22 protein-coding genes and 2 pseudogenes are annotated in these 26,049 nt (G+C 67.7%); 18 read left to right on the top strand and 6 right to left on the bottom strand.

Going from position 1 to position 26,049, the window contains the following annotated elements:
- Complete coding sequence (locus tag QFZ33_RS16740) at positions 1 to 1,584, top strand: GTPase (RefSeq protein WP_307029277.1); 1,584 nt, start codon at positions 1 to 3, stop codon at positions 1,582 to 1,584.
- Between the two features lie 36 nt (positions 1,585 to 1,620).
- On the opposite strand, the gene QFZ33_RS16735 is transcribed toward QFZ33_RS16740, so the two are convergent.
- Positions 1,621 to 2,175, bottom strand: a complete 555-nt coding sequence (locus QFZ33_RS16735) for a DUF1697 domain-containing protein (protein WP_307029275.1) — start codon at positions 2,173 to 2,175, stop codon at positions 1,621 to 1,623.
- Between the two features lie 29 nt (positions 2,176 to 2,204).
- A pseudogene (locus tag QFZ33_RS16730) lies at positions 2,205 to 3,465 on the bottom strand (hypothetical protein).
- 228 nt (positions 3,466 to 3,693) lie between these two features.
- Between QFZ33_RS16730 and QFZ33_RS16725 the strand changes: the two are divergent.
- Positions 3,694 to 3,828 carry a hypothetical protein gene (locus tag QFZ33_RS16725; protein ID WP_307029273.1) on the top strand — a complete coding sequence of 45 codons (135 nt, stop codon included), beginning with the start codon at positions 3,694 to 3,696 and terminating at the stop codon, positions 3,826 to 3,828.
- Positions 3,829 to 3,913: 85 nt separating this feature from the next.
- Here QFZ33_RS16725 and QFZ33_RS16720 read toward each other — a convergent pair whose 3' ends face one another.
- Positions 3,914 to 4,633 carry an IclR family transcriptional regulator gene (locus QFZ33_RS16720; RefSeq protein WP_043420062.1) on the bottom strand — a complete coding sequence of 240 codons (720 nt, stop codon included), beginning with the start codon at positions 4,631 to 4,633 and terminating at the stop codon, positions 3,914 to 3,916.
- Between the two features lie 111 nt (positions 4,634 to 4,744).
- On the opposite strand from QFZ33_RS16720, the gene leuC reads away from it, so the two are divergent.
- From leuC to QFZ33_RS16690, 6 genes are all read left to right on the top strand, one after another.
- Positions 4,745 to 6,199 (top strand): 3-isopropylmalate dehydratase large subunit, encoded by a 1,455-nt coding sequence (gene leuC, locus QFZ33_RS16715; RefSeq protein WP_307029271.1) that lies wholly within the window; start codon positions 4,745 to 4,747, stop codon positions 6,197 to 6,199.
- 9 nt (positions 6,200 to 6,208) lie between these two features.
- On the top strand, positions 6,209 to 6,811 hold the full coding sequence (gene leuD, locus QFZ33_RS16710; protein WP_307029269.1) for a 3-isopropylmalate dehydratase small subunit: 603 nt from the start codon (positions 6,209 to 6,211) through the stop codon (positions 6,809 to 6,811).
- A gap of 188 nt (positions 6,812 to 6,999) precedes the next feature.
- Positions 7,000 to 8,325 carry a UDP-N-acetylglucosamine 1-carboxyvinyltransferase gene (gene murA / locus QFZ33_RS16705; protein ID WP_307029267.1) on the top strand — a complete coding sequence of 442 codons (1,326 nt, stop codon included), beginning with the start codon at positions 7,000 to 7,002 and terminating at the stop codon, positions 8,323 to 8,325.
- 10 nt (positions 8,326 to 8,335) lie between these two features.
- On the top strand, positions 8,336 to 9,082 hold the full coding sequence (locus tag QFZ33_RS16700) for a lysophospholipid acyltransferase family protein (RefSeq protein ID WP_307029265.1): 747 nt from the start codon (positions 8,336 to 8,338) through the stop codon (positions 9,080 to 9,082).
- Complete coding sequence (locus QFZ33_RS16695) at positions 9,079 to 10,131, top strand: NAD(P)H-dependent glycerol-3-phosphate dehydrogenase (RefSeq protein ID WP_307029263.1); 1,053 nt, start codon at positions 9,079 to 9,081, stop codon at positions 10,129 to 10,131. Before QFZ33_RS16700 ends, QFZ33_RS16695 begins: the two co-directional genes overlap by 4 nt.
- 17 nt (positions 10,132 to 10,148) lie before the next feature.
- Complete coding sequence (locus tag QFZ33_RS16690; RefSeq protein WP_307029261.1) at positions 10,149 to 11,306, top strand: D-alanine--D-alanine ligase family protein; 1,158 nt, start codon at positions 10,149 to 10,151, stop codon at positions 11,304 to 11,306.
- Positions 11,307 to 11,436: 130 nt separating this feature from the next.
- Here the strand turns inward: QFZ33_RS16690 and QFZ33_RS16685 are convergent, their stop codons facing one another.
- Complete coding sequence (locus QFZ33_RS16685; protein WP_307029259.1) at positions 11,437 to 11,940, bottom strand: DUF3515 family protein; 504 nt, start codon at positions 11,938 to 11,940, stop codon at positions 11,437 to 11,439.
- Between the two features lie 124 nt (positions 11,941 to 12,064).
- Between QFZ33_RS16685 and thiL the strand changes: the two genes are divergently transcribed.
- Genes thiL through rsmD form a run of 4 tightly spaced genes read left to right on the top strand, consistent with a single transcriptional unit; the run spans position 12,065 to position 16,954 of the window.
- Entirely contained in the window at positions 12,065 to 13,090 is a 1,026-nt protein-coding gene (thiL, locus tag QFZ33_RS16680) for a thiamine-phosphate kinase (RefSeq protein WP_307029257.1), read from the top strand.
- Between the two features lie 22 nt (positions 13,091 to 13,112).
- Positions 13,113 to 14,087 (top strand): DAK2 domain-containing protein, encoded by a 975-nt coding sequence (locus QFZ33_RS16675; RefSeq protein WP_307029254.1) that lies wholly within the window; start codon positions 13,113 to 13,115, stop codon positions 14,085 to 14,087.
- Positions 14,084 to 16,303, top strand: a complete 2,220-nt coding sequence (locus QFZ33_RS16670; RefSeq protein ID WP_307029252.1) for an ATP-dependent DNA helicase RecG — start codon at positions 14,084 to 14,086, stop codon at positions 16,301 to 16,303. Before QFZ33_RS16675 ends, QFZ33_RS16670 begins: the two co-directional genes overlap by 4 nt.
- Positions 16,304 to 16,348: 45 nt before the next feature.
- Complete coding sequence (rsmD, locus tag QFZ33_RS16665; RefSeq protein WP_307029250.1) at positions 16,349 to 16,954, top strand: 16S rRNA (guanine(966)-N(2))-methyltransferase RsmD; 606 nt, start codon at positions 16,349 to 16,351, stop codon at positions 16,952 to 16,954.
- A gap of 4 nt (positions 16,955 to 16,958) precedes the next feature.
- Here the strand turns inward: rsmD and QFZ33_RS16660 are convergent, their stop codons facing one another.
- A complete protein-coding gene (locus QFZ33_RS16660) occupies positions 16,959 to 17,744 on the bottom strand; it encodes a spermidine synthase (RefSeq protein WP_307029248.1) in 786 nt (261 codons plus the stop codon).
- Between the two features lie 2 nt (positions 17,745 to 17,746).
- Positions 17,747 to 18,956, bottom strand: a pseudogene (locus QFZ33_RS16655) (aminotransferase class I/II-fold pyridoxal phosphate-dependent enzyme).
- A gap of 92 nt (positions 18,957 to 19,048) precedes the next feature.
- On the opposite strand from QFZ33_RS16655, the gene coaD reads away from it, so the two are divergent.
- The 6 genes from coaD (at position 19,049) to smc (ending at position 25,945) form a co-directional block, all read left to right on the top strand.
- Positions 19,049 to 19,528, top strand: coding sequence for a pantetheine-phosphate adenylyltransferase (gene coaD / locus QFZ33_RS16650; RefSeq protein WP_102972153.1), 480 nt, complete (start codon positions 19,049 to 19,051; stop codon positions 19,526 to 19,528).
- Between the two features lie 168 nt (positions 19,529 to 19,696).
- Entirely contained in the window at positions 19,697 to 20,221 is a 525-nt protein-coding gene (locus QFZ33_RS16645; protein WP_307029246.1) for a YceD family protein, read from the top strand.
- A gap of 36 nt (positions 20,222 to 20,257) precedes the next feature.
- Positions 20,258 to 20,461, top strand: coding sequence for a 50S ribosomal protein L32 (gene rpmF, locus QFZ33_RS16640; protein ID WP_009356569.1), 204 nt, complete (start codon positions 20,258 to 20,260; stop codon positions 20,459 to 20,461).
- A 21-nt stretch (positions 20,462 to 20,482) separates the two neighbouring features.
- Positions 20,483 to 21,238, top strand: coding sequence for a ribonuclease III (gene rnc, locus QFZ33_RS16635; RefSeq protein WP_307029244.1), 756 nt, complete (start codon positions 20,483 to 20,485; stop codon positions 21,236 to 21,238).
- A gap of 6 nt (positions 21,239 to 21,244) precedes the next feature.
- A complete protein-coding gene (gene mutM, locus QFZ33_RS16630; protein WP_307029242.1) occupies positions 21,245 to 22,216 on the top strand; it encodes a bifunctional DNA-formamidopyrimidine glycosylase/DNA-(apurinic or apyrimidinic site) lyase in 972 nt (323 codons plus the stop codon).
- Positions 22,217 to 22,336: 120 nt separating this feature from the next.
- Positions 22,337 to 25,945 (top strand): chromosome segregation protein SMC, encoded by a 3,609-nt coding sequence (gene smc / locus QFZ33_RS16625; protein WP_307029240.1) that lies wholly within the window; start codon positions 22,337 to 22,339, stop codon positions 25,943 to 25,945.
- The last annotated feature ends 104 nt before the right edge of the window (positions 25,946 to 26,049 follow it).

Raw genomic sequence — 26,049 nt, 5'->3', positions numbered from 1 at the left:
ATGCGGCTCCAGGGCCGCCTCGAGGCTTTGGCCAAGGCCCGGGAACTGGCCGAGGGCGTGCTTCCCGACGCTGCCCTAGAGGATGTCCTCGGGGTGCTGGAACGCGCCAGGTCGCGGCGGGCGCTCTCCGCCGACCATACGGTGGTGGGCTTCTTCGGGGCGACCGGAAGCGGAAAATCCACCCTGTTCAACGCCGTGAACGGCGCTGAAATCGCGACGGCGGCGGCCCGACGGCCCACCACATCCGAACCTTTGGCGAGTGTGTGGGGCGCCGACGGCAGTGAGCCGCTGCTGGACTGGCTGGATGTTCGTGCCCGCCACCATGCAGATGCCGTGGACGGGTTCGCAGACGAGGACACCGGGCTGATTCTGCTTGACTTGCCCGACTTCGACTCGACGCGCACCGCGAACCGGGAGATCGTGCAGCGGCTGGTGGGGATGGTGGACGTCCTGGTCTGGGTACTGGACCCGCAAAAGTACGCCGACGCCGCCGTCCACAATGGCTTCCTGGCGCCGCTGGCATCACACGGCGCCGTCACGCTGGTGGTGCTCAACCAGGTGGACAGGCTTCCGGCAGCGGATGTCGCACCGGTGCTGGAGTCGCTGCGGGGACTCCTGGCGCACGACGGGCTGGGCAAGGTCCAGGTCCTGGCGGCATCCGCGCTGACCGGAGCTGGAGTGGAGGGCGTCAGAGCCGCCATCCGCCGCGTGGTTTCGCAGCGGGAAGCGCTGTCACTGCGGCTTTCCGCGGACGTGACCAAGGCGGCGGCGCAGCTGGAGGAAGCGGCGGGCCGCGGGGACGCCGCCGGCGTGAAAGACGGGACTGTGGCGCGGCTTGCCGATGAACTGGCGACGGCGGCCAACGTACCCCTCGTGGCCGAGGCAGTGTCCGCGTCCTACCGAATCGAGTCCACCCGGCGCACGGGATGGCCGGTGACGCGGTGGCTCGTGCGTTTCAGGCCTGATCCGCTCCGCCGGCTCAACCTGCGACGCAACGCCAGCGCCGAGGTGAACCGGACGTCCCTGCCGCCTGCCGGGGCTCCGGAGCGCGCGCGGACCGATGCTGCGGTCCGCCAGTTTGCCGACGCCGCCAGCGACGGTGCCCCGGGCCCCTGGCGCGCATCCATCCGCGCGGCGGCCCGGGCGGGAAGGGACCGGTTGCCTGATGCCCTTGACCAGGCCATCGCCGGGGCTGACCTCGCTGCGGGACGGAGGTCCTGGTGGTGGGGTGCATTCAACGTGATCCAGTGGCTCGCGCTGCTCGCGGCCGTGGCGGGGTTGGGTTGGCTGGGTGTACTGGCCGGGCTCGGCTACCTCCAGCTACCCGTTCCGGAGGTGCCCCGGGTGGAAGGCTGGCCGGTCCCCACCCTGCTGATTGCCGGCGGAGCTGCGCTGGGGATCCTGCTCGCCGTCACTGCCAAATTCATCTCCGCCGGCGTGGCGCGGCGCCGCGGCGCGAGGGCCAGGAAGCGGCTCAACGCCGCCGTGGAAGGGGTAGCTGGCCGGCTTGTCGTGGAACCGGTGGAGGCCGAGGTCCGGCGCCTTGAGGCGTTCAACGCGGCGCTCCGGACTGCCGCCGGCTAGCATCTGATCCGATGCACCTGCCAAGCCCGCGGCCGGTCAGCCGGCTGCCGTCTCCAGTGCTGCGGCGGCGTCCCGGACCTTGATCATGGTGCGGAGGTTTCGGGTGGTGGTGGAGGCTTTGTACTTCGGCTTGGCGGAGAGTTTGCTGAATGGGCTTTCGAGCGTGCCGCCGGCAGGCGCCAGCCAGGCCATTGCCTCGGGACCCAGTCGGTCCTGCTCGACGGCGCCGTCCAGGGCTTCCGCAGCGGCGAACAGCTCATCCAGTGCGGCCGTGTCCGAGGCCAGCGTGAGATATGTGTGCGTGCTTTTATCGTCGGCCGGATAGCGGCATGCCGCAACGAGTTCCGACACGCGGTCCGAGGTCAGCACCACCACCCAGGCGTCGTAGCCGAAGGCCTTCCGCAGGGTTGTCTCGAATTCCTTTTTGACGGCGGCAGGCTCGAGTTCGCTCACCAACACCACATTGCCGCTGGCCAGCAGCGTCTTCACACCGGTGAACGGTCCTGCCTTCAGGGCGTCCTTGAGGTCCGCCATCTTGATGGTGATGCCGCCCACGTTGATGCCGCGGAGGAAAACTGCGTAGCTGGTCATGCGCCCACACTACTGCCCGATCGCGCGCCCTAAGGCGATGGGCCCGGCCGATCCGCTTCACCGGTTCCGGGCCATCTAGATCCGGGTAGCGGCGTCGTGGAGTGGTAGGTGTGGCCGGTGGGCGTTGTCAGTTCGATGGTGTGCCTTGGACCTGGTCTGGGCTTTGCCTTCCAGCCGGGCTGTTCTTTGGTGTGGTTGCAGGCTTCGCATAGTCCCGCGCCGTTACTCAACGAGGTGGTTCCGCCGGCGTGCCAGGGGATGATCTGGTCGTGGTGGCGGGTCGGGGCGTCGCAGCAGGGGGTGCGGCAGGTGTCGTCCCGGATGTGGATGAAGCGGCGCAGCGGTGCCGGAAAGAGACGCCGTCGCGAGTCCATGGCGACCAGGTCACCGGTCCCGGGTGCGGTGTAGAGGCGCCGGATCCAGGCCTTCAACTCCGTCATGGCGGTGGAATCGACCTCGCCGGGCTGGCCGCGATCCGGCCGGCCCGGATGCTGGAACTGGGCGGAATTCTGTCCCTGGGTGATGAGATCGCGTGCCCAGTCGGCGGGGACGATGCCGTAGCCGGGTATCCGGGCGGGTTCGCTATCGCCTTGGAGGAGTGTCCGGTCGGTCATGACGAGGTTGAGTTCGATGCCGGTGATGCGTCGGGGGTGCCGGTGGTCCGCTCGACCAGGGTCTCGGCCGTGAGCTGACCGCGGGAGCGCGGGTCCCCGGCAGCGTGCAGGGTGTCGGCCTGCCGGGTCAGCGCTGCGTGCACGGCGACGCCCTGGTGCACGGGCAGCAGCGCCGTCAGATAGGTCATGCAGTCCGGTGCCGGGCGCAGGCTCACGGTCCGTTCCGATGCGGCCTGACTCGCGCGCTGGGTCACGGAACGGGGATCCCTGCGGATCGAGGCCGCCCGGACCGCGGCGATCACGGTCCGGGTCCCGGCGCCGTTGAAGGTTCCGGTGTCGGCGGCGAGTTCCGCGTCGACGGCTGTCCGGTCCTCGACGTTCAAACAGGCAGTTTCTTCGCGACGTGCATGGCGCGCTCTTCGTTGAGCTGTCCGTTGTCCAGGGCGGCCTGGGTGTGGGGCATCTGTGTCAGGGCCTTGGCTGTGTTGAGGAGCCGGTGCCCGCGGTTTGGGGACTCGCCCCGGGCCAGCGCGATCTGCTCGGCCGCGCCCAGGCCGTACTCCTTGGTGCGGTCTTTGCCGAGGTCCTCGGCGGTCAGTGTCTCCCGGTCGGCGTGCTCCTGCCGGTGCCGGGCGTCAAACGTCACAGCAAGCCTCGCCTGTTGCCCGGCAATCATGCTCTTGACGTTCTCAAACCCACGCACCTGGTCGATCAGCCCGGCATCGTCGGCGCTAAGGTCGGCCGCCAGAAGCGCTATTGCCGTCGCGGCCCGGTCCTGCAAACCCCGCCAAGGTGAACCCGCATCGGAGGCAGCGCCCTCGGTGAACAGGACATCGGCGAACAGCAGCTCAGGAAAAGGGTCCTCCGGCAACGATGCCGGATACGCGGCGTCGAGGTCATCGTCATGCGGAAGCCCGTCGTCCGCGAAAGCATCGAACGGGAATTCGGCATCAGCATCAGGGAACGCGGCAGCCTGCAGAACGCCGCCGTGCGGCGTCCGCTGCTGATTTCCTTAGATCCACCTGAAAACGAAAACTAGGTAGCAGCTCGCGGCGTTCCCAGCCCTGGGAACCCCCTGATCTGCTACTGAGTTGGGCGCTCTGCCAGTTGGGAAACAGGTGGAGCTAGTCGTTATTCTTGCGGAGGGCTTCCGTCAGCACACGGGCTGCGTTGCAGACGACCTCCGCGTGCAGCCGGCCCGGCTGGCGGGTGAGGCGCTCGATGGGGCCGGAGATGGAAACGGCGGCGATCACCCTGCCGGAGGGTCCACGCACAGGTGCAGAGACTGAGGCGACGCCCGGCTCCCGTTCGCCGAGGCTCTGGCCCCAGCCCCGCCGTCGTACTCCCGCCAGAACGGTGGGCGTGAAGCGCGCCGACTGCAGGCCTTCCAGCAGCCGGTCATGGTCCTCCCAGGCGAGCAGCACCTGGGCGGCCGAACCGGCCTTCATGGACAGCTGCGTTCCCACGGGAATGGTGTCGCGAAGGCCGATCGGACGTTCTGCGGAGGCAACGCAAACCCGCCAGTCGCCCTGGCGGCGGAAAATCTGGGCGCTTTCGCCGGTGGCGTCGCGGAGCTGCATGAGGACCGGCCCCGCGGAGGCGATCAGCCTGTCCTCGCCGGCGGCGGAGGCAAGCTCGACGAGCCGGCTGCCGAGGACAAAGCGGCCCTGGATGTCGCGGCTCACCAGCCGGTGGTGGACCAGCGCCAAGGCCAGCCTGTGCACGGTCGGCCGCGCCAGTCCCGTGGCAGCGACTAGCTGCGCAAGGGTCGTGGGCCCGGCCTCAAGTGCATCGAGCACCTGCGCTGCTTTATCAATGACACCGACTCCACTAGAATTGTCCATGTACTGATATTGCCGTCTCATTATCTGAGATGCAAATCATTTGACTGGCTTATTACAGGGGTCTGCTGTTTCAGTGGATCTAACAGCAAACAGCATCGAAGGGAGATGGCCATGGCCAAAACATTGGCCGAGAAAGTCTGGGATGCGCACGTGGTGCGCAAAGGCGACGGCGAAGGCGCCAACGCCCAGCCGGACCTTCTGTACATCGACCTCCACCTCGTCCATGAGGTGACCTCCCCGCAGGCCTTTGAGGGTCTCCGCCTGGCCGGCCGCAAGCTGCGCCGCCCGGACCTCACCATCGCCACCGAGGACCACAACACCCCGACGCTGGACATCGACAAGCCGATCGCCGACCTCACCAGCCGGACCCAGATCCAGACCCTGCGCAACAACTGCGAGGAGTTCGGCGTCCGCCTGCATTCCCTCGGTGACGCCGAGCAGGGCATCGTGCACGTCGTGGGGCCGCAGCTTGGACTGACCCAGCCCGGAATGACCGTGGTGTGCGGCGACTCGCACACCTCCACCCACGGTGCGTTCGGTGCGCTGGCCATGGGCATCGGCACGTCCGAGGTGGAGCACGTTATGGCCACCCAGACGCTGTCCCTCAAGCCCTTCAAGACCATGGCCATCAACGTCGAGGGCACTCTGCGCCCCGGCGTGACCGCCAAAGACATTATCCTTGCCGTCATCGCCAAGATCGGCACCGGCGGCGGCCAGGGCTACGTCCTGGAGTACCGCGGCTCGGCCATCCGCGCCCTGTCCATGGACGCCCGGATGACCATCTGCAACATGTCCATTGAAGCAGGCGCCCGCGCCGGCATGGTGGCTCCGGATGAGACCACCTACGCTTTCATGAACGGCCGCCCGCACGCGCCGCAGGGCGCTGAATGGGACGCTGCCGTCGAATACTGGAACACGCTGCGCACCGACGACGACGCCGTCTTCGACGCCCAGGTCGATTTGGACGCCGACACCCTCGAGCCGTTCGTCACCTGGGGCACCAACCCCGGTCAGGGCGTCTCGCTGTCGGCAAAGGTTCCGTCCCCGGAGGACTTCGGCGACGAGAACGCCAAGGCCGCCGCGGAGCGCGCCCTCCAGTACATGGGCCTGGCCGCCGGAACGCCCATGAAGGACATCCGCGTGGACACCGTCTTCCTGGGCTCCTGCACCAACTCCCGCATCGAGGACCTGCGGGCCGCGGCGGACATCGTCCGCGGCCGCGAGAAGGACCCGAAGGTCCGGATGCTGGTGGTCCCGGGCTCGGCACGGGTACGCCTTGAGGCCGAGGCCGAAGGACTGGACAAGGTCTTCAAGGACTTTGGCGCCGAATGGCGTTTTGCCGGCTGCTCCATGTGCCTGGGCATGAACCCGGACCAGTTGGAGCCGGGGGAGCGGTGCGCCTCCACCTCCAACCGCAACTTCGAAGGCCGGCAGGGCAAGGGCGGCCGCACGCACCTTGTCTCTCCGGTGGTTGCAGCCGCCACGGCCGTCCGCGGAACGCTGAGTTCGCCGTCGGACCTCCAGCCGGCACCGGAATCCGCAGCCCTCACCACCGACGCCGCCTAGGAAGACGCCATGGAAAAGTTCACCACCCACACCGGTATCGGCGTCCCGCTGCGCCAGAGCAACGTCGACACGGACCAGATCATCCCCGCCGTGTACCTCAAGCGCATCACGCGCACCGGCTTTGAAGACGCGCTGTTTTCCGCGTGGCGCAAGGATCCTTCCTTCATCCTGAACCAGGAGCCGTTCAATGCCGGGTCCGTCCTGGTGGCCGGCCCCGACTTCGGCACCGGTTCCTCCCGGGAGCACGCCGTCTGGGCGCTCAAGGACTACGGCTTCCGCGTCGTCCTTTCCTCCCGCTTCGCCGACATCTTCCGCGGCAACTCGGGCAAGCAGGGACTCCTCGCCGCGCAGGTTGCCCAGGATGACATCGAGCTCATCTGGAAGACGCTCGAGAACGCGCCCGGAACCGAGGTGACCGTTGACCTCGCCTCCAAGACCGTCACCTGCGGCAACGTGGTTGCGCCGTTCGAGATCGACGACTACACGCGCTGGCGCCTGCTCGAGGGCCTCGATGACATTGGGCTGACCCTGCAGCACGAGGAGGACATTACGGCCTACGAAGCCACCCGGCCGTCCTTCACGCCGCTCACACTCCCGGCCAGGACTTCCTGACCGATTATCAAAAAGCAACGCCAAAAGGCCCGCCGTGCATAGCCGCGGCGGGCCTTTCCGCTGCCCCCGTTCAGGCCGTCGGGTCCCACGCGCCCGCGTCAGTATTTCGGTTCGGTAACGCGAACTCATATGCTTAGCTGGTGCCTTTGTAAGGATTTGGGGGCGAGTAGTCGTGAGGAAACCGGTAAATGAGTAGTGTTCTGACAATCCGCGGAGGCGTCCCGCTAACTGGCCGTGTCAGCGTCCGCGGTGCCAAGAACCTTGTGCCCAAGGCCATGGTGGCCGCGCTGCTGGGCAACGAGCCTTCCGTGCTGCGGAACGTTCCGGAAATCAAGGACGTCGAGGTGGTCACCAGCCTGCTCCAGCTCCACGGCGTGACCGTCGAGAAGGACCCTGTCACCGGTGACCTGACCCTTGATCCCAAGGCTGCCAAGACTGCGCCGAGCACGGCCATCGACGCCCACGCCGGCGACTCCCGGATCCCCATCCTGCTGTGCGGTCCCCTGATCCACGCGGTCGGCGAAGCCTTCATCCCGGACCTGGGCGGCTGCAAGATCGGCGACCGGCCCATCGACTACCACCTGAACGTGCTGCGGCAGTTCGGCGCCGTCGTCGAAAAGCGCCCGGGCGGCATCCACATTTCGGCGCCCAAGGGGCTTCGCGGGGCCAAAATTTCCCTGCCGTATCCCTCCGTCGGCGCCACGGAGCAGGTTCTCCTGAGTGCAACGCGCGCCGAAGGCATCACCGAACTCTCCGGTGCCGCCACCGAGCCCGAAATCGTTGACCTCATCGCCGTGCTCCAGAAGATGGGCGCCATCATCAGCGTCCAAACGGACCGTACCATCCGCATCGAGGGTGTCCGCGAGTTGGGCGGCTATAACCACCGGGCGCTGTCCGACCGCAACGAGTCGGCCTCCTGGGCGTCCGCGGCGCTGGTAACGCGCGGCGACATCTTCGTCGAAGGCGCCTCGCAGCGGGACATGATGACCTTCCTGAACACCTTCCGCAAGGTGGGCGGCGGCATGGACATCGGCGAGGACGGCATCCGCTTCTACCACCGCGGCGGAAAGCTCAGCCCCCTCGTCCTGGAAACGGATGTCCACCCGGGATTCATGACCGACTGGCAGCAGCCCCTCGTCGTGGCCCTGACCCAGGCCGAAGGCGTGTCCATCGTGCATGAGACCGTCTACGAGAACCGCTTCGGCTTCACCGACGCGCTCATACGCATGGGCGCCAGCATCCAAGTGCACCGGGAATGCCTGGGAAGTGTGCCGTGCCGCTTCGGGCAGCGGAACTTCCTGCATTCTGCAGTCATCTCGGGCCCCACCCAGCTCAAGGGAACCGACATCGACGTGCCGGACCTCCGCGGCGGATTCAGCCACCTGATCGCCGCTTTGGCTGCCACGGGGACCTCGCGTGTAACCGGAATCGACATCATCAACCGCGGCTACGAGCGGTTCACCGAAAAGCTGGCCGGGCTCGGCGCCGACTTCGACATCTCGTCGGCGAAGTAGCGGGGGCCCGGTGAAGGAATCGGCCAAGAGCCACATAACGTTCGTGCTTATCGCCGGCCTTGTCCGGCCGGTCCTGAACCTGGTCATGAACAAGAAATGGGAGGGCACGGAAAAGCTTCCCGCGGGCGGCTTCATCGCCGTACCCAACCACTGCACCGAGATCGACCCCCTCGTGATCGGGCACATGCTGTACAACCAGAAGCGCGCCCCACACTTCCTGGCGAAGTCGGGCCTCTTCAAGGTCCCGGTGGTGGGCGCCGTGCTGCACGCCACCAAGCAGATTCCGGTGGAACGCTCGACGGCGGGGGCCAACCGCTCGCTGCAGCTCGCCCAGGAGGTTGTGGCCGAGGGCGGAGCGATCATCATTTACCCCGAGGGTACGCTGACCCGCGACCCCGACCTGTGGCCGATGAAGGGCCACACCGGCGCCGCCCGCCTGGCTCTCGAGGCCGGCATCCCCGTCGTTCCGATGGCGCACTGGGGCGCGCATGAGCTCTTTCCCCGCTACGCCAAGCGGTTCCACCTGTTCCCGCGCAAGACGTCCAGAATCCGGATCGGGGACCCCGTAGACCTTTCCCGCTTCGCGGGCCGGTCCCGGGACAAGGCCACGCTTGCGGAAGCCACGGACGTCATCATGGATGCCGTCACCGGGCTCCTGGCCGAGCTCCGCGGGGAGCAGCCGCCGGCCCGGCGCTGGGACCCGACTGCCCACAACCAGACGAAGCACGGACGCGACGTCGAGCGGGGCGGAAAATGACGCCTGTGTACGCCCGGCCCGGTTCTGCCGTGTCCGTGGCAGTCCTGGGCGCCGGTTCGTGGGGGACGACGTTCGCGAAAATTCTGGCCGACGCCGCCACGGCCTCCGGCGTTGACCGCAGCATCCGGCTTTGGGGCCGCCGGGCGGAAGTCGTGGCGGAGATCAACGGCAACCACCGCAACCCCCAGTACCTCACCGACATCGATCTTCCGCCGAGCATCACCGCCTCTGCCGACGTGGCGGATGTGCTGTCCGGAGCCGACCTGGTGGTCCTCGCCGTTCCGGCGCAGTCGCTGCGCCTCCAGCTGCGCAAGTGGAAGCCCCTGATCGGGTCCGATGCCCTCGTGGTGTCGCTGATGAAGGGCCTCGAACTGGGCTCGGACGCACGGATGAGTGAGGTCATCGCCGAGGAACTGGACATCCCTGCCGATCGCATCGCCGTCGTGTCCGGTCCCAACTTGGCCATGGAGATCGCCCGGGAGGAGCCCACGGCTTCGGTTGTTGCCTGTCCTGACGCAGCCGTGGCTGGCTGGATCGCCAGAAGCTGCACCGCCCCGTACTTCCGTCCCTACACCACCTCTGACATCGTGGGTGTTGAAATCGGCGGCATCGTCAAGAACGTCATCGCGCTGGCCGTGGGCATCTGCGAGGGAAAGCAGATGGGGGACAACACCAAGGCTTCCGTCATTACCCGCGGGCTGGCCGAAACCTCGCGGCTGGCACTGGCGCTTGGCGGCAAAGCCCACACTATGGCCGGGTTGGCCGGACTTGGGGACCTGGTGGCCACGTGCTCGTCACCGCTGTCCCGGAACCACACTGCCGGCCGCCTGCTGGGACAGGGCCTGACGCTGGACGAGGTCGCGCAGAAAATGACCCAGACCGCCGAGGGCATTAAGTCCGGCCAGGCAGTCCACGAACTTGCCGGCAAGCTCGGCGTCGAAATGCCCATCACGGCGGCCGTCGTCGCGGTCCTCGCCGGAAAATTGTCCGTTGACCAACTCGGGCCGCTACTGCTGTCCCGGGAACTTAAAGCCGAAGGCGATTACTGACAGTGTCGGAAGATAACTTGACCGCAGCGGACAACACCAGCCAGGGCAAGACCGCCCACGGCGGAACTCAGCCCAAGCCCCGGGTGGCCGTCCTCTTTGGCGGCCGTTCCAGCGAACACGCCGTCAGCTGTGTGACCGCTGCCGGAGTGCTGGGGGCCATCGACCGGAACAAGTACGACGTCGTTCCCATCGGCATCGCCAAGTCCGGCCAGTGGGTCCTCGCGTCGGGGGACACGGCCCAGTGGTCCCTCTCCGCAACCTCGCTTCCGGAGGTCCCGCCGTCGGCCCAGACGGTAAGCATCACGGAGATCGGGGGCGAGCACCAGCTGATCGTGACGGCCCCCAACGAGGTGCCGCAGGAACTCGGATCCGTGGATGTGGTGTTCCCGCTGCTGCACGGGCCGTTCGGTGAGGACGGCACCATCCAAGGGCTTCTGGAGCTCTCCGACACCCGCTACGTCGGTGCCGGCGTGCTCGCCTCGGCGGTGGGCATGGACAAGCACTTCATGAAAGTGGTCTTCGAGGCCGCCGGCCTGAAGGTGGGCCCGTACATCGCTGTGACCGACCGGCAGTGGCGCAACGACCCCGAGTCTGTCCGCAAGCAGGTTGACCTGCTGGGCTTCCCGGTGTTCGTCAAGCCCGCCCGCGCCGGATCCTCAATGGGCATCTCCAAGGTGGACTCGCTTGACGGCCTGGACGCCGCGATAGAGGCGGCCCGCGAGCATGATCCGAAACTGGTGATCGAGGCCGGCATTGTGGGCCGGGAAATCGAATGCGCCGTGCTCGAGGGTCGCGGTGGTGATGCTCCCCGCACGTCCCTGCCCGGCGAGATCTCCGTGGCCGGCGGCGGGCATGAGTTCTATGACTTCCAGGCCAAGTACGTGGATGACGCGGCCGCCCTGAGCTGCCCCGCGGACATGCCCGAGGAAGCGATTGCCCGCGTCCGCGAGCTCGCTGCCGCGGCGTTCGACTCCGTGGGGGCGGAGGGCCTGAGCCGGGTCGACTTCTTCTACACGCCGGACGGCGACCTCATCATCAACGAGATCAACACGATGCCCGGATTCACGCCGAAGAGCATGTACCCGCAGATGTGGGCGGCCACCGGAGTGAGCTATCCGGAGCTGATCGACGAGCTGATCCACCTGGCGCTGACCCGCAAGACCGGCCTTCGTTAGTCCCCACCGGCACCCTAACCTCGCTCCGCTTCGGCCAGGGAACCCTGCCGGCGTGGGCCCAGCACCGGCACCCTAACCTCGCTCCGCTTCGGCCAGGGAACCCTGCCGGCGTGGGCCCAGCACCGGCACCCTACTTGCTGGTGGGCAGGTCCTGCAGATCCTCCTGGCCCACGCAGTTGCGGCTTGCCTTGATCTTCGCGGCTGCGGCGGACAGGTCAGCCAGGACGGTGGCCGAGCTGATCTTGTCCGGATCCATCAGGATTTCCGTGGCGGGTTCCCGGCCATAGGTGGTCAGCGTCCACACAGGGCTGCCCTCCTTAATGACCCAGTCGACGTCATTGACGCTGACGCAGCGGTCCGTGGTAGGCCCGGGGGCATTGACGCCGCACCGCAGGACCACCCGCGACGGGTCGCCCCAGGCTGCCGTGGCCTGGCTGTTCGTCCTCCGCAGGCGGGCGTCGCCGATCGCATCCGGAAGCGCCACCATCATCGGGGCACAGGCCGGGTTGGCTGCGTCGGCGGCGGGGGCAACGTCGACGGCAGGTGAACAGCCGCCCAGCGCCAGTCCAGCTAGCGCGGCGGCCACTGCCACCGTCAGCCTGCGGACGGGTTTTCGGGCGAGCGGGAAATGCATCCGTCAAGCCTATCGTTCCGCGGGGAGCCGGACTGACCGCCGAGTGACGCCCGCACCCCATGCCGGCCGGGGCCGGAAACCCGGCCAGCCAAAGAATGTCGGTTCGTGGCGGTAGCGTAGTGGCGTGCCTCAAACACCATTGACTGTCGCCCAACTGTCCGAAGCGGAGCTTCTGGCACGGATTTTCCCGCGGCTGGAACTCAGCGCCCTGCACAGTGCCGCCGTGGTCCTCGGACCGGGGGATGATGCCGCCGTCGTTGCGGTTCCAGATGGCAGGACCGTCATCAGCATCGACACCCAGGTCCAGGACCAGGACTTCCGGCTTGAGTGGAACAACGGCTACCGGACCACCGGATACGACGTCGGGTGGAAGGCCGCAGCGCAGAATCTCAGCGACATCAACGCCATGGGTGCCTCGGCAACGTCCATGGTGGTGAGCCTGACCCTGCCGCCTGGCACGCCGGTCGGATGGGTCGAGGACCTGGCTGACGGCCTCGTGGCTGCCATCAGCAAGCTGGGCGCGGGTGCCTGCTCTGTCGCGGGCGGCGACCTTGGCCGCGGCCGCGAACTGTCCGTCACCGTTGCAGTCCTCGGCACGCTCGACGGCGGCCAGCCAGTACTCCGGTCCGGCGCCCAGGAAGGCGACACCGTGGCCATCGCCGGGCGCGCGGGCTGGGCTGCCGCCGGGCTGGCACTGCTGGAGTCCGCCCATCATGTGGATTCACTTTCACCGGAACTGCTGTCATTGCTTGAGCTTCAGTGCCGGCCGGAGCCGCCCCTGGATGCCGGTCCCCTGGCGCGCATATCCGGTGCCACAGCGATGATGGACATTTCCGACGGCCTGGTGCGGGACGGAACCAGGATGGCCGTGGCCAGCCACGCTGTGCTGGACCTGGATCCCGGGCACCTCGGCCAGCTCGCCGAGCCGCTCCGCCCCGCTGCCACTCTGCTGGGCGCCGACCCGCGCGCATGGGTATTGGGCGGCGGGGAAGACCATGGCCTCCTGGCGACATTCCCTGCGGGCATGCAGGTGCCGCCCGGCTTTACTGGGATAGGCTCAGTACAAGCCTGCGGCGCTGACAAGGCACCGGGCGTGACGATCGCGGGACGGCCCGCTGACTCCGTGGGATGGGATCACTTTGCAGACTAAGGTTGCCGCGAACGCGCAAGCGATGAAGCGGTGGTTGGGCAAGGCCGAAACCGCACTGGGCAACCACAGCGACCGCTTGAATGCCATCAATATCTTCCCTGTAGCGGACGGCGACACCGGAACCAACCTCTACCTGACGGTACGTGCCGCCTACCGGGCACTGCAGGATGCCCGCCCGGCAGATGCAGTTGACGTGGGCGCCGTCCTTGCGCGTGCCGGCGAGGCGGCGATGGAGCAGGCCAAGGGGAACTCCGGCACGCTGTTCTCCGTATTCCTCTGCGCCGCGGCCGAACCACTGGCCGGGCATGCCAGGCTCACCTCGTCGCTGCTCGCCGCAGCCCTCAATCGGGCGCAGATCAGGGCCTGGTCCGCGCTGAGCGACCCCGTTCCCGGCACCATGCTGTCCGTCATGGAGGCGGCGGGCCGGGCCGCTGCCGCCGTCGACGCCGGCCAGAACGGCAACGACAGCAACCACGCCCTGGGCCTGGTCCTGGATGCGGCCGTGGAGGCCGCCCTCGAGGCCGTGGTCCGCACGGAGGGGCAGCTCGATGCCCTGCAGGCCGCGCACGTGGTGGATGCCGGCGGCGTGGGCATGCTGCTGATCCTGGACTGCCTCCGCTCGGCGGTGCTCGGCGAGGAGCTCCGCAGCGAACTGCTGGACGGCCTGCACGGCTACGACCTCCAGGACCCCCACATCCACACCGACATGCCGGACGACGACGGCGTGGAGGTCATGTGCACCATCAGCCTGTCCCCGCTTGACGCTGCCACGCTCCGGCTGCGCCTGGATGAACTCGGGGACTCCGTGATCATGAGCCAAGTTGGCCCTTCCGCTGACGCTGAGGGCCGGTACCGGTGGCGGGTCCACGTGCACGTCCCGGCCCCGGCTCCGGCCCTTGCAGTGATCCGGTCGCTGGGCGATCCGGCGGACGTGTCCGTCAGCGAGCTCGCCCTGCCCAGGGATCCGTCAGGAGAAGTGAGCGCAGAAGGACGATGAACGTCGAACTGGAACTCAGCCTGGAGCGCCGGGTGGGCAAGCGCTCCGCGGCCGTGATCGAGAAACACCTGGGCATCACCACGGTGGGCGGCCTGCTCAACTACTATCCGCGCCGCTACCTCAACCGCGGTGAACTGACGCCCATCAGCGAACTGCCGCTCGATGAGGAGGTCACCCTCATCGCCAGCGTTGTCTCCAACAGCACCCGGCAGATGCGCGCCCGGAAAGGCTCCATCACCGACGTCGTCATTACCGACGACGGCAGAACGGGCACGCTGAAAATCAGTTTCTTCAACGGCCGCCGCCCCAAGGCCGAGCTGCTGCCCGGCCGGCGGGCCATGTTCTCCGGGAAAGTGACGCGCTATGCCGGTTCGCTGGGACTCACCAACCCGAACTACCAGCTGCTGGACGAGGATCCGGATGTTCCGGACATGGACCCGGAGAAGCTCGCGGCCATGCCCATCCCGGTTTACCCGGCCACCGCAAATCTCACCAGCTGGTCCATCCAGAAGGTTATGAAAACCCTGCTGGAAACGGCGGACCTGAACGCCCTGCGGGATCCGCTGCCGGCGGCCATCTCCACCCGCGAGAGATTTTTGCCGTTACCGGAGGCATACCGGCTCATCCACGCCCCGGAGACCGCGGAGGACTGGCGCAAGGCCAGGGACCGGTTCCGTTACCAGGAGGCGCTGGTCCTCCAGTCCGCCCTTGCCCGGCGCCGTGCCCAGCTTGCCGCGGAGGAGGCCACCGCACGGCGTCCCGTGCCGGAGGGACTGCTCGCAGCCTTCGACCGCCAGCTGCCTTTCACCCTGACCGCAGGCCAGTCCGCCGTCGGCAAGACCCTCTCGGCGGAGCTGTCGCAGGACGGGCCAATGAACAGGCTGCTGCAGGGCGAAGTCGGCTCCGGCAAAACTATTGTGGCGTTGCGGGCCATGCTCCAGGTGGTGGACGCCGGGGGACAGGCCGCGCTGCTGGCGCCCACAGAAGTTTTGGCGGCACAGCACTTCGATTCCATCCGGCGCACGCTCGGCCCGCTCTCCCGCGATGGGCTCCTCGGCGGGCTGGGCGACCATTCGGTGCAGGTCAGCCTGCTTACCGGCTCCATGCCCACCGCCGCGCGCAAGCAGGCGCTGCTCGACGCCGCCTCCGGCACGGCCGGGATCGTCATCGGCACCCACGCGCTGTTGAGCGACAACGTCACCTTCTTTGACCTGGGCCTGATCGTGGTGGATGAGCAGCACCGCTTCGGCGTGGAACAGCGCGATGCCCTGCGTGCCAAGGCCAGCAAGCCGCCGCACCTGCTGGTCATGACCGCCACCCCCATCCCCAGGACCGTGGCCATGACGGTGTTCGGCGACCTCGAAACGTCCGTGCTTGACGAACTGCCCGCGGGCCGGGCGCCCATCACCACGCACGTCGTGGGCCTCGCGGAAAACCCCGCCTGGGCGGGCCGTATCTGGTCCCGGTCACGCGAAGAGATCGAGTCAGGCCACCAGGTTTACGTCGTGTGCCCCAAGATCGGGGCGGACGACGACGGGGACTTCACTCCCGGTGAAGCGGAACCCGACCCCGGGGAACTGGAGGGGGACGGAGCCGCGCGCGAACTGGCCTCCGTGACCGCCGTCGTCGAGCACCTCAGGGAGGAACCGGCCCTGGCCGGAGTGGCGCTGGCGCCGCTCCACGGGCGCCAGGACCCGGTGCTGAAGTCAGAGACCATGGCCTCCTTCACCGCCAACCAGACCAAGCTGCTGGTATCCACCACCGTCATCGAGGTGGGCGTGGACGTGCATAATGCCACCCTGATGGTCATCCTGGACGCGGACCGCTTCGGCATCTCCCAGCTTCACCAGCTCCGCGGGCGCGTGGGCCGGGGAGGGCTGCCGGGCACGTGCCTGCTCGTGACCACCCTCGAACCGGGGCACCCGAGCCGGCGCCGGCTGGATGCCGTCGCGGCCACCACCGACGGGTTCGAGCTTTCCCAGGAGGACCTGAAGCTGCGCCGCGAGGGCGATATCCTCGGCGCCTCGCAGTCCGGTGGCCGGTCCACGCTGAAGTTGCTCCGCGTACTGGAGCACGAGGACATCATTGCCCGGGCCCGGCAGGACGCCCAGAAGATTGTGGGCACAGACCCTGCGCTGGCCGGCTATGCGGCACTTGCCGAGGCCATTGATGAGTACCTGAATCCCGAGAAGGAGGCGTTCCTTGAACGCGGCTAGCACGATCCACCTGCCACCCGGACCGTCACGGGCGGGGGATGGGGCATGAGCAGGATCGTTGCCGGTGCCGCGGGCGGAACCGCGCTGGCCAACGTGCCAGGTTCAATGACGCGTCCCACTACGGACCGGGTCAAGGAGGCGCTGTTTTCCAGGCTGGACGCGTTCAACGTGCTCGGCGGCGCCCGCGTCCTGGACCTGTACGCCGGATCCGGGGCGCTGGGGGTCGAGAGCGCCAGCAGGGGAGCGGACACGGTCGATCTCGTGGAGTTCGACGCGAAGGCCAGCGCTGTATGCCAGCGGAACGCGGACCTCATCAATGGAGTGCTGGGCCGGAAGGCCGTCACGGTGCACCGCTCCAAGGTGGAGTCCTTCCTCGAACGCACGGCCGGGGATACCACATGGGACGTAGCGTTCCTGGACCCGCCTTACCCCCTCGGTGAGCCCGAGCTGGCGTCTGTCCTGGCAAAGCTTGCCCCGCATCTCAACGACGGGGCAGTCGTGGTGGTCGAACGGTCGTCGCGCACCAGCGAACCCGGATGGCCGGACGGCCTGGAGCGCTTTGCCGAGAAGAAATACGGCGAGACACGGCTGTGGTACGCCGAACCCTCCAGCGGCCAGGATGTGGACCTCGCGCTGGAGGCTGAGGACTGAGCTGTTAGTCCGATAGACCGTCCAGTTCCACGCCCGCCAGGACCTTGGCGGGATGGGGGCCGCGGGCCGTCAGGGCGGCGGTCCACTCGGGCGGCCACGGCCCGCGGGTGCCGGCAAGAATGATGTTCCCCGGATACTTGCCCGTGAACATGCCCGCCTCGGCGCAGGCTGCGACGTCCGTCATCGTCTTCCGCAGCGCAGCCACCTGGCTCCGGACGAGTGTCAGGCCGGGCTCGTCGCCGACATTCACGATCAGCACGCCCCGTTCCGCAAGGACCGCTGCGGCCTCCTGGTAGAACTCGGCGCAGGCGATATGCGCCGGCGCCTCCGGGCCGGAAAAGATGTCAAGGATGACGACGTCGAAACGCAGGTCCGCGGGCAGCTCGGCCAGGGCAGCGCGTGCGTCGCCGATAACGGCATGCAGTTCGGTGCCGTCCGGCAGCGGCAGCCGCTCCAGCACGAAGTCCAGCAGCTCCCGCTCCAGCTCTACGGTGTACTGCACGGAGCCGGGGCGGGTCGCCTGGATGTACCGCGCCAGGGTCAGGGCGCCGGCGCCCAGATGGAGCGCGCGGATGGGTTCACCCCACGGAGCGGCGAGGTCCACGATGTGCCCGATGCGGCGCAGGTATTCGTAGAAGATGTCCTCGGGGTCGGCCAGGTCCACGTGTGACTGCTCGGCGCCGCCGATGCTGAGCACGAAACCGCCGTCAGTGTAGGTATCCGGTTCTATGACGGCGTGCTGGCCGGTGGCGCGCAGGAAGCGCGATGCCCGGGCGCCGCCGTCGGCCATGGTCAGAGCCTGTCCCGGAGGGTCGCCAGCCGCGCGGCGGCCTCCTCAAGTACTTCGTCGCGTTTGCAGAACGCGAACCGCAGCAGGCTGCGCGTCCGTTCCGCGCCCTCGGGGTGGCAGAACACGGGCACCGGGATGGCCGCCACTCCCACCAGCGCGGGCAGGCGGCGGGCCAGGTCCACCGAGTCCCGGATCCCCAGCGGCGAGGTGTCCACGTTGACGAAGTAGGTGCCGTCGGGGGTGAATACCTCCAGTCCGGCGGCGCGCAGCCCCTCACTCAGGATGTCGCGCTTTTTCCGCAGCGTGGTGGAGATGCCCTCATAGAACTCGTCGGGCAGCGCCAGTCCGGTGGCGATGGCGCTCTGGAACGGCGTCCCGGAACTGTAGGTGAGGAACTGCTTCACCGTCCGGACCGCCGCTACGAGGTCCTCCGGGCCGCTCAGCCACCCGACCTTCCAGCCTGTGAACGAGAACGTCTTGCCGGCCGAGGAAATGGTGACCGTCCTGTCGGCGGCCCCCGGCAGCGTGGCCACCGGAATGTGGGTGACGCCGAACGTGAGGTGCTCGTAAACCTCGTCCGTGATGATGATCGCGTCATGCTTGCGGGCGAGGTCGACGACGCGCTGAAGCACCTCGCGCGGGAAGACCGCACCGGTCGGATTGTGCGGGTTGTTCAGCAGCACGACTTTGGTGCGGTCGGTGAACGCCCGCCTCCAGGGCTGCGGAATCCGGCAGGAAATCGGGGGCCAGCAGCGGAGCGGTCACATGAGTGGCGCCGGAGAGCCCGATGATCGCGCCGTAGGAGTCGTAGAACGGCTCGAAGGTCAGGACCTCATCGCCGGGGCCGACGAAGGCCAGCAGCGACGCGGCGATTGCCTCGGTGGCGCCGGTGGTGACGATAATTTCGGTGTCCGGGTCTGGCTCCAGCCCGTAGAACCGCCTCTGGTGTGCGGACACGGCCTTCCGGAGCTGGGGGATCCCCTTGCCCGGCGCGTACTGGTTGGAGCCTTCGGCGATCGATGCCTGGGCGGCCGCCTTGATCTCTGCGGGGCCGTCCTCGTCCGGGAATCCCTGCCCCAGGTTGATGGCGCCGGTCTGCATGGCCAGCGTGGTCATTTCCTCGAAGATCGTCACGCCCAAAGCGCCGTCACTGGCCAGCAGGTTCGCCCCGGTGGCCGCACGCTGCCAGGGCGCCGGAAGTGTTGCTGCCATTGGTTTCCTGCCTGTCTGTTCAGCCGCGGCCCCGTGGCCTGCCGGTGCCCAAGTCATGGTATCCCGGGCCGCGGATACGGTAGGTTCGGAGCATGAGACGCGCCGTATGCCCAGGCTCCTTCGACCCCATCCACAATGGACACCTCGAGGTCATTGCCAGAGCCGCGAGCCTGTTTGATGAAGTGATCGTCGCCGTGTCCACTAACTATGCCAAGAAGTACCGGTTTCCGCTGGAGGAACGGATTGAGATGGCCAGGGAGACACTGGCCTCCCTGCGCGGCATCGTCGTGGAACCCGTCGGGGAGGGACTCCTGGCGGAGTACTGCCGGCAGCGCGGCGTGTCCGCCATCGTGAAGGGGCTGCGGTCGTCGTCGGACTTTGACTACGAACTTCCCATGGCGACGATGAACCGCCAGCTGAGCGGAGTGGAGACCGTGTTCCTTCCAGCGGAGGCGCACTACCTTCATCTGTCATCAACCCTGATCAAGGAAGTTGCCACCCTGGGCGGCAGCGTCTCCGAATACGTCCCCAGGTCCGTACTGAAACGGCTTCTCGCCGGCGGCGCGCCTTAGGCCGGGCAGCCCTGAAGGGGGTAGGCTTGTCCGGTACGTTTCCGGTGCACGCCGGCCGCGTGCCCCGGCGTGGCATCCGGTTTGAGTCCGTCAGGGAGTTCAGGCTAAGATAGTACGTCGGTCATATGTTCAACAGGAGTTCTCATTAAACGAGATGCAAGTTCGCCCTTGATGCTCGATGTCAAGGACCTCGGACGCAGTCCGGGGAGCATGCGTACACTGACGGAACATGTATCTGCGCCGGGGGATCTCGGCGTGGCGCTCATTGGCGTTCAGGAGGGCTCGGATATCGAGCTCGACCTGAGGCTTGAGGCCGTACACGAAGGAATTCTGGTATCAGGAACCGCCCTCGCCGAGGTAAAAGGCGAGTGCGGCCGATGCCTGGATCCCCTTGCGTATGACCTTGAGGTCAATGTGCAAGAGCTTTTCTTCTACGAAGGCGCACTGCCTTCCAATGAGGAAGACGATGAAGAGCAACGTCGAGTCGAGCACGATCTGATCGATCTTGAGCCGGTGTTGCGGGACGCAGTCGTGACCGCGCTGCCGTTCCAGCCGGTGTGCCGGGAAGACTGCCAGGGTCTGTGCTCCGAATGCGGGGCGCGCCTGGAAGACGATCCGGGGCACCACCACGAGGTCGTAGATCCTCGCTGGGCTGCCCTGGCTGATCTGGCTAAGCCTGACCGGCAAAATTGATTTGTAAGTGTTTTTCTAGAGAGAAATGAGTTAGCCGTGGCTGTTCCCAAGCGGAAAATGTCTCGCTCGAATACCCGCGCCCGTCGTTCCCAGTGGAAGGCAACTGCCCCCCACCTGGTGAAGACCGTCGAGAACGGCCAGGTCACCTACAGCCTGCCGCACCAGGCAAAGGTCGTCACCGACTCGGCTGGCACTGCGCTGTTCCTTGAGTACAAGGGCCGCAAGGTCGCGGACGTCTAATCGGCCTCCAAGCTGATCAGGATGTCTTCAACTGAAGAGCTTCTGAAGCGTCTCGGTGTCTTCATTGACGCCGGGACGCTTCGTCTTGCTCTGACACACCGTTCGTACGCCTACGAAAACGGCGGCATACCCACCAACGAGCGCCTTGAGTTCCTGGGCGACTCCATCCTGGGCTTCTCCGTCACCGATGCGCTGTACCGCGACAACCCGACGCTCCCCGAGGGAGACTTGGCCAAGCGCCGGTCGGCCGTGGTGAGCACGCGCGCCCTCGCCGGCATTGGCCGCAGCCTGGGCATCGGGGACTACATTTACCTCGGCCAGGGGGAGAAACTCACCGAAGGCAAGAACAAGGCCTCGATTCTGGCCGACACCATGGAAGCCCTCATTGGCGCCACCTACGTGTCCAACGACATCGAGACCGCCCGCCAGCTGGTGATGCGCCTCGTCGGACCGCTCCTTAAGGACGCCGCCGCCCTCGGCGCCGGCACGGACTGGAAAACCAGCATCCAGGAGCTGGCCGCGGGACGGCAGCTGGGCAGCATCTACTACGCTGTCGAGGGCTCCGGCCCGGACCACGCGCGCACCTTCGTCGCCGTCCTCCAGATCGGCGGAACTGCCTACGGGAAGGGCTCCGGCCACTCCAAGAAGGAAGCCGAGCAGGAAGCTGCCGCGGATGCCTGGCGGAAGCTTACGGGCGTGGAGTCCAAGGTTTCTGGCGCGGAGTCTGCACCGGCAGACGCAGCGGCGGCTCCGTTGGATTCCGCCGCGGGCAGCTAAGCGCCGGTGCCTGAACTTCCCGAAGTCGAGGTGGTCCGCCGCGGCCTGGTCAACTGGGTCCGCGGCCGGACCATCACCGGCGTCGACGTTGTGGACCCCAGGTCCGTGCGCCGGCACGCGCTGGGGCCGGAGGATTTCGCCGGGAACCTTGAGGGAGCCAAAGTCCTCGATGTCGTCCGCCGGGGCAAGTTCCTCTGGATGCCGCTGCAGGAAGACGGCATGCCGCGCGGCAATACCGGTAGCGGAATGTCTGGGCTGCCGGGCGTCGCGCTCATGGCCCACCTCGGCATGAGCGGCCAGCTCCTGATGCAGGACAGCTCCGTTCCGGACGAGAAACACCTGAAGATCCGCCTGCGGCTGAGTCCGGAGGGAACCATGCCGGAGCAGTTGCGGTTCGTGGACCAGCGGATCTTCGGCGGCCTGTTCGTCACCACTCTTGTTCCCACGGACGACGGCGGACCGGGCGGGATCGCGGAGGACCCGGTGCCGGTCATTGCGGAGGAAGCTGCGCACATCGCGCGTGACCCCCTGGACCCGCACTTTTCCTTTGACACCTTCTACCGCCGCCTCCGGAAGCGGAAGACAGGGCTGAAACGCGCACTGCTGGACCAGGGGCTCGTGTCCGGGATCGGCAACATATACGCTGACGAGGCCCTGTGGCGGGCAAAGCTGCACTATGCACGGCCCACCGACACTCTCCGGCGGACTGAAGCCGAACGCGTCCTCGCCTCTGCCCGGGACGTGATGGCCGATGCCCTGGCCGCCGGCGGCACCAGCTTCGATTCGCTGTACGTCAACGTCAACGGCGCGTCCGGTTACTTTGAGCGGTCCCTCAATGCCTACGGCAGGGAGGGGGAGGAATGCAGGCGCTGTGCTGCCGCCGGAATCGTCAGCATCATGAAGCGCGAGCAGTTCATGAACCGTTCCTCCTACACCTGCCCTGTGTGCCAGCCGCGGCCGCGCAACGGCCGCTGGTGACCATTGACACCTTGGCTGAAAAGGCCCGGAACGCCGTAAATCCGGGGATCCCGACCTCCTAGCCAGTAGATTTGGTGGAGGACCAGCACCCGCTGCCGCCACCTATGGAGATCTGAAACTTTGCACCTCAAAAGTCTGACCGTCCGGGGCTTCAAGTCGTTTGCGTCGGCCACGACGTTCGACTTTGAGCCCGGCGTCACGGCAGTCGTCGGGCCCAACGGCTCGGGCAAGTCCAACGTCGTGGACGCCCTGGCCTGGGTCATGGGGGAACAAGGTGCCAAAACCCTCCGCGGCGGCAAGATGGAGGACGTCATCTTTGCCGGCACGTCCGGCCGCCCGCCCCTGGGCCGGGCGCACGTCTCGCTCACCATCGACAACGCCGACGGCGCCCTGCCGATCGAGTACAGCGAAGTCACCATCTCGCGCACGCTCTTCCGCACCGGCGGTTCCGAGTACGCCATCAACGGCTCGGCGTGCCGGCTCCTGGACATCCAGGAACTCCTCTCCGACTCCGGACTCGGCCGCGAAATGCACGTCATCGTGGGACAGGGGCAGCTGGACCGGGTGCTGCACGCCACTCCCGAGGACCGCAGGGGCTTCATCGAAGAAGCCGCCGGCATCCTCAAACACCGGCGGCGCAAGGAGAAGACCGTCAGAAAGCTGGAGGCAATGCAGGCCAACCTCCAGCGGCTCAGCGACCTGACCGGGGAAATCCGCCGGCAGCTCACACCGCTTGGCAAGCAGGCAGAGGTCGCACGGCGCGCGCAGACCGTCCAGTTCGAGGTCCGCGACGCCCGCGCCAGGCTGCTGGCCGATGACCTTGTCCAGCTCCAGAACACCCTTGCACAGGACATCGCCGACGAGTCCGCGCTCAAGGCGCGGCGCGCCGTCGTCGAAACCCAGCTTGCGGAAGGCCGCCGGCGGCAGGCCTCCCTGGAGCAGCTTGCGGCGGAGGCGACCCCGCAGCTGAACGCCGCCCGGGACACGTGGTACCAGCTGTCCGCAGGACGGGAGCGGCTGCGCGCCCTCGCGTCCCTGGCCCACGAACGCTGCCGCCTGCTGGGATCCGCGGATCCAGCGCCGGAGCCGGGCCGGGACCCGGACCAGCTGGAGCGGCAGGCCGCACGGGTCCGCGGCGAGCAGTCGGACCTGGAAAAGGACATCCTCGCGGGGCGCGCCCGGCTCGAAGCCGCCACCGCCGCCAAGTCAGCGGCTGAGGATGCCGCGGCGGCCGAGGAGAAGCGGCTCACCGCCGCGCTGCGGGCGGCCGCCGACCGGCGTGAGGGCCTGGCACGGCTGGCCGGCCAGGTGGGCGCGGCGCGGTCAAAGGTGGAATCTGCCCAAGCCGAAGTGGGCAGGCTGCGCGAGTCCCTGGCCGCCGGCGATGAGCGCCGCCGGCATGCCCGGTCCGAGTTCACCGCGCTGGAATCGCAGGTGGCAGGCGTCGAGGACGGCGAGGAAACCCTTGATGCCGAATACGAGGACGCCAGCGCCGCCCTCGACGGCATCCTCGCCGAGATCGACTCGCTGAAAAGCGCCGAGCGCGACGCCGTCCGCGAACGGGACGCGCTGAGGGCGCGGCACGAGGCCCTTCAGCTGGGCCTCAACCGTAAAGACGGCTCCGAGCATGTCCTCGGTGCCGGGGTGGCTGGCACCGTCGGCCCGCTGGCGACGGCACTGACCGTTGAACCGGGCTATGAGGCCGCCGTTGCTGCAGCCCTGGGCAGCGCTTCGGATGCCATCGTGGTGCGGGACGCCGGAACGGCAGCAGAATTGGTCCGTCTCCTCAGGGACGACGACGCCGGCCGCGCCACGCTGCTGCTCGAGGAAGCGGCACCTCCCGCAGGAGCGCCCGCTGCCGCAGGAAAACCCGCTGCAGGAAACGGTGCCCTGCCGGCCGGGGCCCGCCCGGCGGCGGACCTGGTAACGGCCTCCGGAACCACGGCGGCGGCCGTGCGTGCACTGCTCGCTGCCACCGCCGTCGTCGAGGATCATGACACGGCGGCGGAGCTGGTCGCCGGGCGTCCCGACCTTACCGCCGTGACGCTTGCCGGCGACGTGTTCACCGCTTTGACCGTCACCGGTGGTTCCGCGAAGGCACCCTCACTGCTTGAGGTGCAGGCCGCCGTCGACGACGCCGCGTCCCGCCTGACGGCGGTCACCGCCGGGATGGAACAGTGCCGCTTTGCCCTGGCTGCCGCCGAGGCCCGGCGCGCCGAGGCGCAGGAACGCGCGGACGCCGCGCTGGAGCGCCTGCATGAATCGGATGCCCGGCTGGCAGCGGTGGCCGAACGGCTGGGCCACCTTAACTCGGTCCTGCGCAGCGCCGTCGGCGAAAGCGAACGGCTGGCCGCGTCGCTGGCCCGCGCCGAGGCAAACATCGTCACTGAGCAGGAGGCGCTGACGGCGGTGACCGCCCGGCTTGCGGCGGCACAGGATGCGCCCGCCGAAGAGGAACCGTCCACCGAACAGCGGGACGCGCTGGCCCTGGCCGCATCCCAGGCACGGTCCGCCGAAATGGAAGCCCGGCTGTCCCTGCGGAGCCGGGAAGAACAGCTCACGGCAATCCGCAACCGGGCCGCTTCGCTGGAACGGGCGGCGGCCTCGGAACGCCGGGCGCGTGAGCAGGCGGCCGAACGGGCGCGCCGCCGAAGGATCCAGTCCAAGCGGGCGGCGGCAGTCTCGGCCGCGGCGGAGCAGCTGATCCGGTTCAGCGACGTCTCCGTTGAGCTGGCCGGCCGGGAGCGGGACCTCGCCGAGCAGGTCCGGGAGCAGCGGGACCGGGAACTGGCCGACATCCGCAGGGCCAACGATATACTTGGCCGCGAACTCGCGGAGCTGACCAACTCCGTGCACCGCGACGAGCTGGCCCGTGCCCAGCAGCGGCTCCGGATCGAGGCGCTGGAAACGAAGTCGGTGGAGGATCTGGGGCTGACGGCGGACCAGCTCGTGGCAGACTACGGGCCGGACCAGCCGGTGCCCCTGCCCGCCGCCGCTTCCACAGACAAGTGGGCGGCGCTGCGGACACAGGTCGATGCCGGGGGCCAGCCGGTAGTGGAGGGAGTGCCGTTCGTCCGGGAGGAGCAGGAAAAGCGGCTCCGCAAGGCGGAACGGGACCTGTCATCGCTGGGCAAGGTCAACCCCCTGGCGCTGGAGGAATTCGCCGCTCTGGAGGAACGCCACCAGTTCCTCAGCACCCAGCTGGAGGACCTCAAGGCCAGCCGCAAGGACCTGCTGGACATCATCAAGGAAGTGGATGACCGCGTGCAGAAGGTCTTCTCGGAGGCCTTTGCGGACACCTCGGCCCAGTTTGTGCGGGTCTTCGGGCGGCTCTTCCCCGGCGGTGAGGGCCGGCTGGTCCTGACTGACCCCGCGGACATGCTCACTACCGGTATCGAGGTGGAGGCCAGGCCCGCGGGCAAGAAAATCAAGCGGCTGTCCCTGCTCTCCGGCGGCGAGCGGTCGCTCACCGCGGTGGCCCTGCTCGTGGCCATCTTCAAGGCACGGCCCTCGCCGTTCTACGTCATGGACGAGGTTGAAGCGGCCCTGGATGACACCAACCTGGGCCGGCTCATTACGATTTTCGAAGAACTCCGCGAATCCAGCCAGCTGATTGTGATTACCCACCAGAAGCGGACCATGGAGGTGGCCGACGCGCTCTACGGCGTGACCATGCGGGGCGACGGCGTGTCCACCGTCATCAGCCAGCGGCTGGGAGCGGACGTCTAGGGGACCTCCAGGACGGTCTTTCAGGACGGTCCTTCAGGACTAAGGCGGCCGTGGCTGCCCGCGCTGCCTGCGGCTTGCGGGAAGCCCCTGTGGCTTGTGAGAAG

The sequence above is a fragment of the Arthrobacter globiformis genome (genome assembly GCF_030815865.1).
Lineage (GTDB): Bacteria > Actinomycetota > Actinomycetes > Actinomycetales > Micrococcaceae > Arthrobacter > Arthrobacter globiformis_B.
Note: the sequence above shows the minus strand (reverse complement) of the source record. Positions and strands in the feature narration are given on the sequence as shown.

Coding starts and splice junctions, on each gene's coding strand:
- QFZ33_RS16740 (WP_307029277.1), top strand. CDS start 1: ATGCGGCTCCAGGGCCGCCTCGAGGCTTTGGCCAAGGCCCGGGAACTG.
- QFZ33_RS16735 (WP_307029275.1), bottom strand. CDS start 2,175: ATGACCAGCTACGCAGTTTTCCTCCGCGGCATCAACGTGGGCGGCATC.
- QFZ33_RS16725 (WP_307029273.1), top strand. CDS start 3,694: ATGCGGAAGCCCGTCGTCCGCGAAAGCATCGAACGGGAATTCGGCATC.
- QFZ33_RS16720 (WP_043420062.1), bottom strand. CDS start 4,633: ATGGACAATTCTAGTGGAGTCGGTGTCATTGATAAAGCAGCGCAGGTG.
- leuC (WP_307029271.1), top strand. CDS start 4,745: ATGGCCAAAACATTGGCCGAGAAAGTCTGGGATGCGCACGTGGTGCGC.
- leuD (WP_307029269.1), top strand. CDS start 6,209: ATGGAAAAGTTCACCACCCACACCGGTATCGGCGTCCCGCTGCGCCAG.
- murA (WP_307029267.1), top strand. CDS start 7,000: ATGAGTAGTGTTCTGACAATCCGCGGAGGCGTCCCGCTAACTGGCCGT.
- QFZ33_RS16695 (WP_307029263.1), top strand. CDS start 9,079: ATGACGCCTGTGTACGCCCGGCCCGGTTCTGCCGTGTCCGTGGCAGTC.
- QFZ33_RS16685 (WP_307029259.1), bottom strand. CDS start 11,940: ATGCATTTCCCGCTCGCCCGAAAACCCGTCCGCAGGCTGACGGTGGCA.
- QFZ33_RS16675 (WP_307029254.1), top strand. CDS start 13,113: ATGAAGCGGTGGTTGGGCAAGGCCGAAACCGCACTGGGCAACCACAGC.
- QFZ33_RS16670 (WP_307029252.1), top strand. CDS start 14,084: ATGAACGTCGAACTGGAACTCAGCCTGGAGCGCCGGGTGGGCAAGCGC.
- rsmD (WP_307029250.1), top strand. CDS start 16,349: ATGAGCAGGATCGTTGCCGGTGCCGCGGGCGGAACCGCGCTGGCCAAC.
- QFZ33_RS16660 (WP_307029248.1), bottom strand. CDS start 17,744: ATGGCCGACGGCGGCGCCCGGGCATCGCGCTTCCTGCGCGCCACCGGC.
- coaD (WP_102972153.1), top strand. CDS start 19,049: ATGAGACGCGCCGTATGCCCAGGCTCCTTCGACCCCATCCACAATGGA.
- rnc (WP_307029244.1), top strand. CDS start 20,483: ATGTCTTCAACTGAAGAGCTTCTGAAGCGTCTCGGTGTCTTCATTGAC.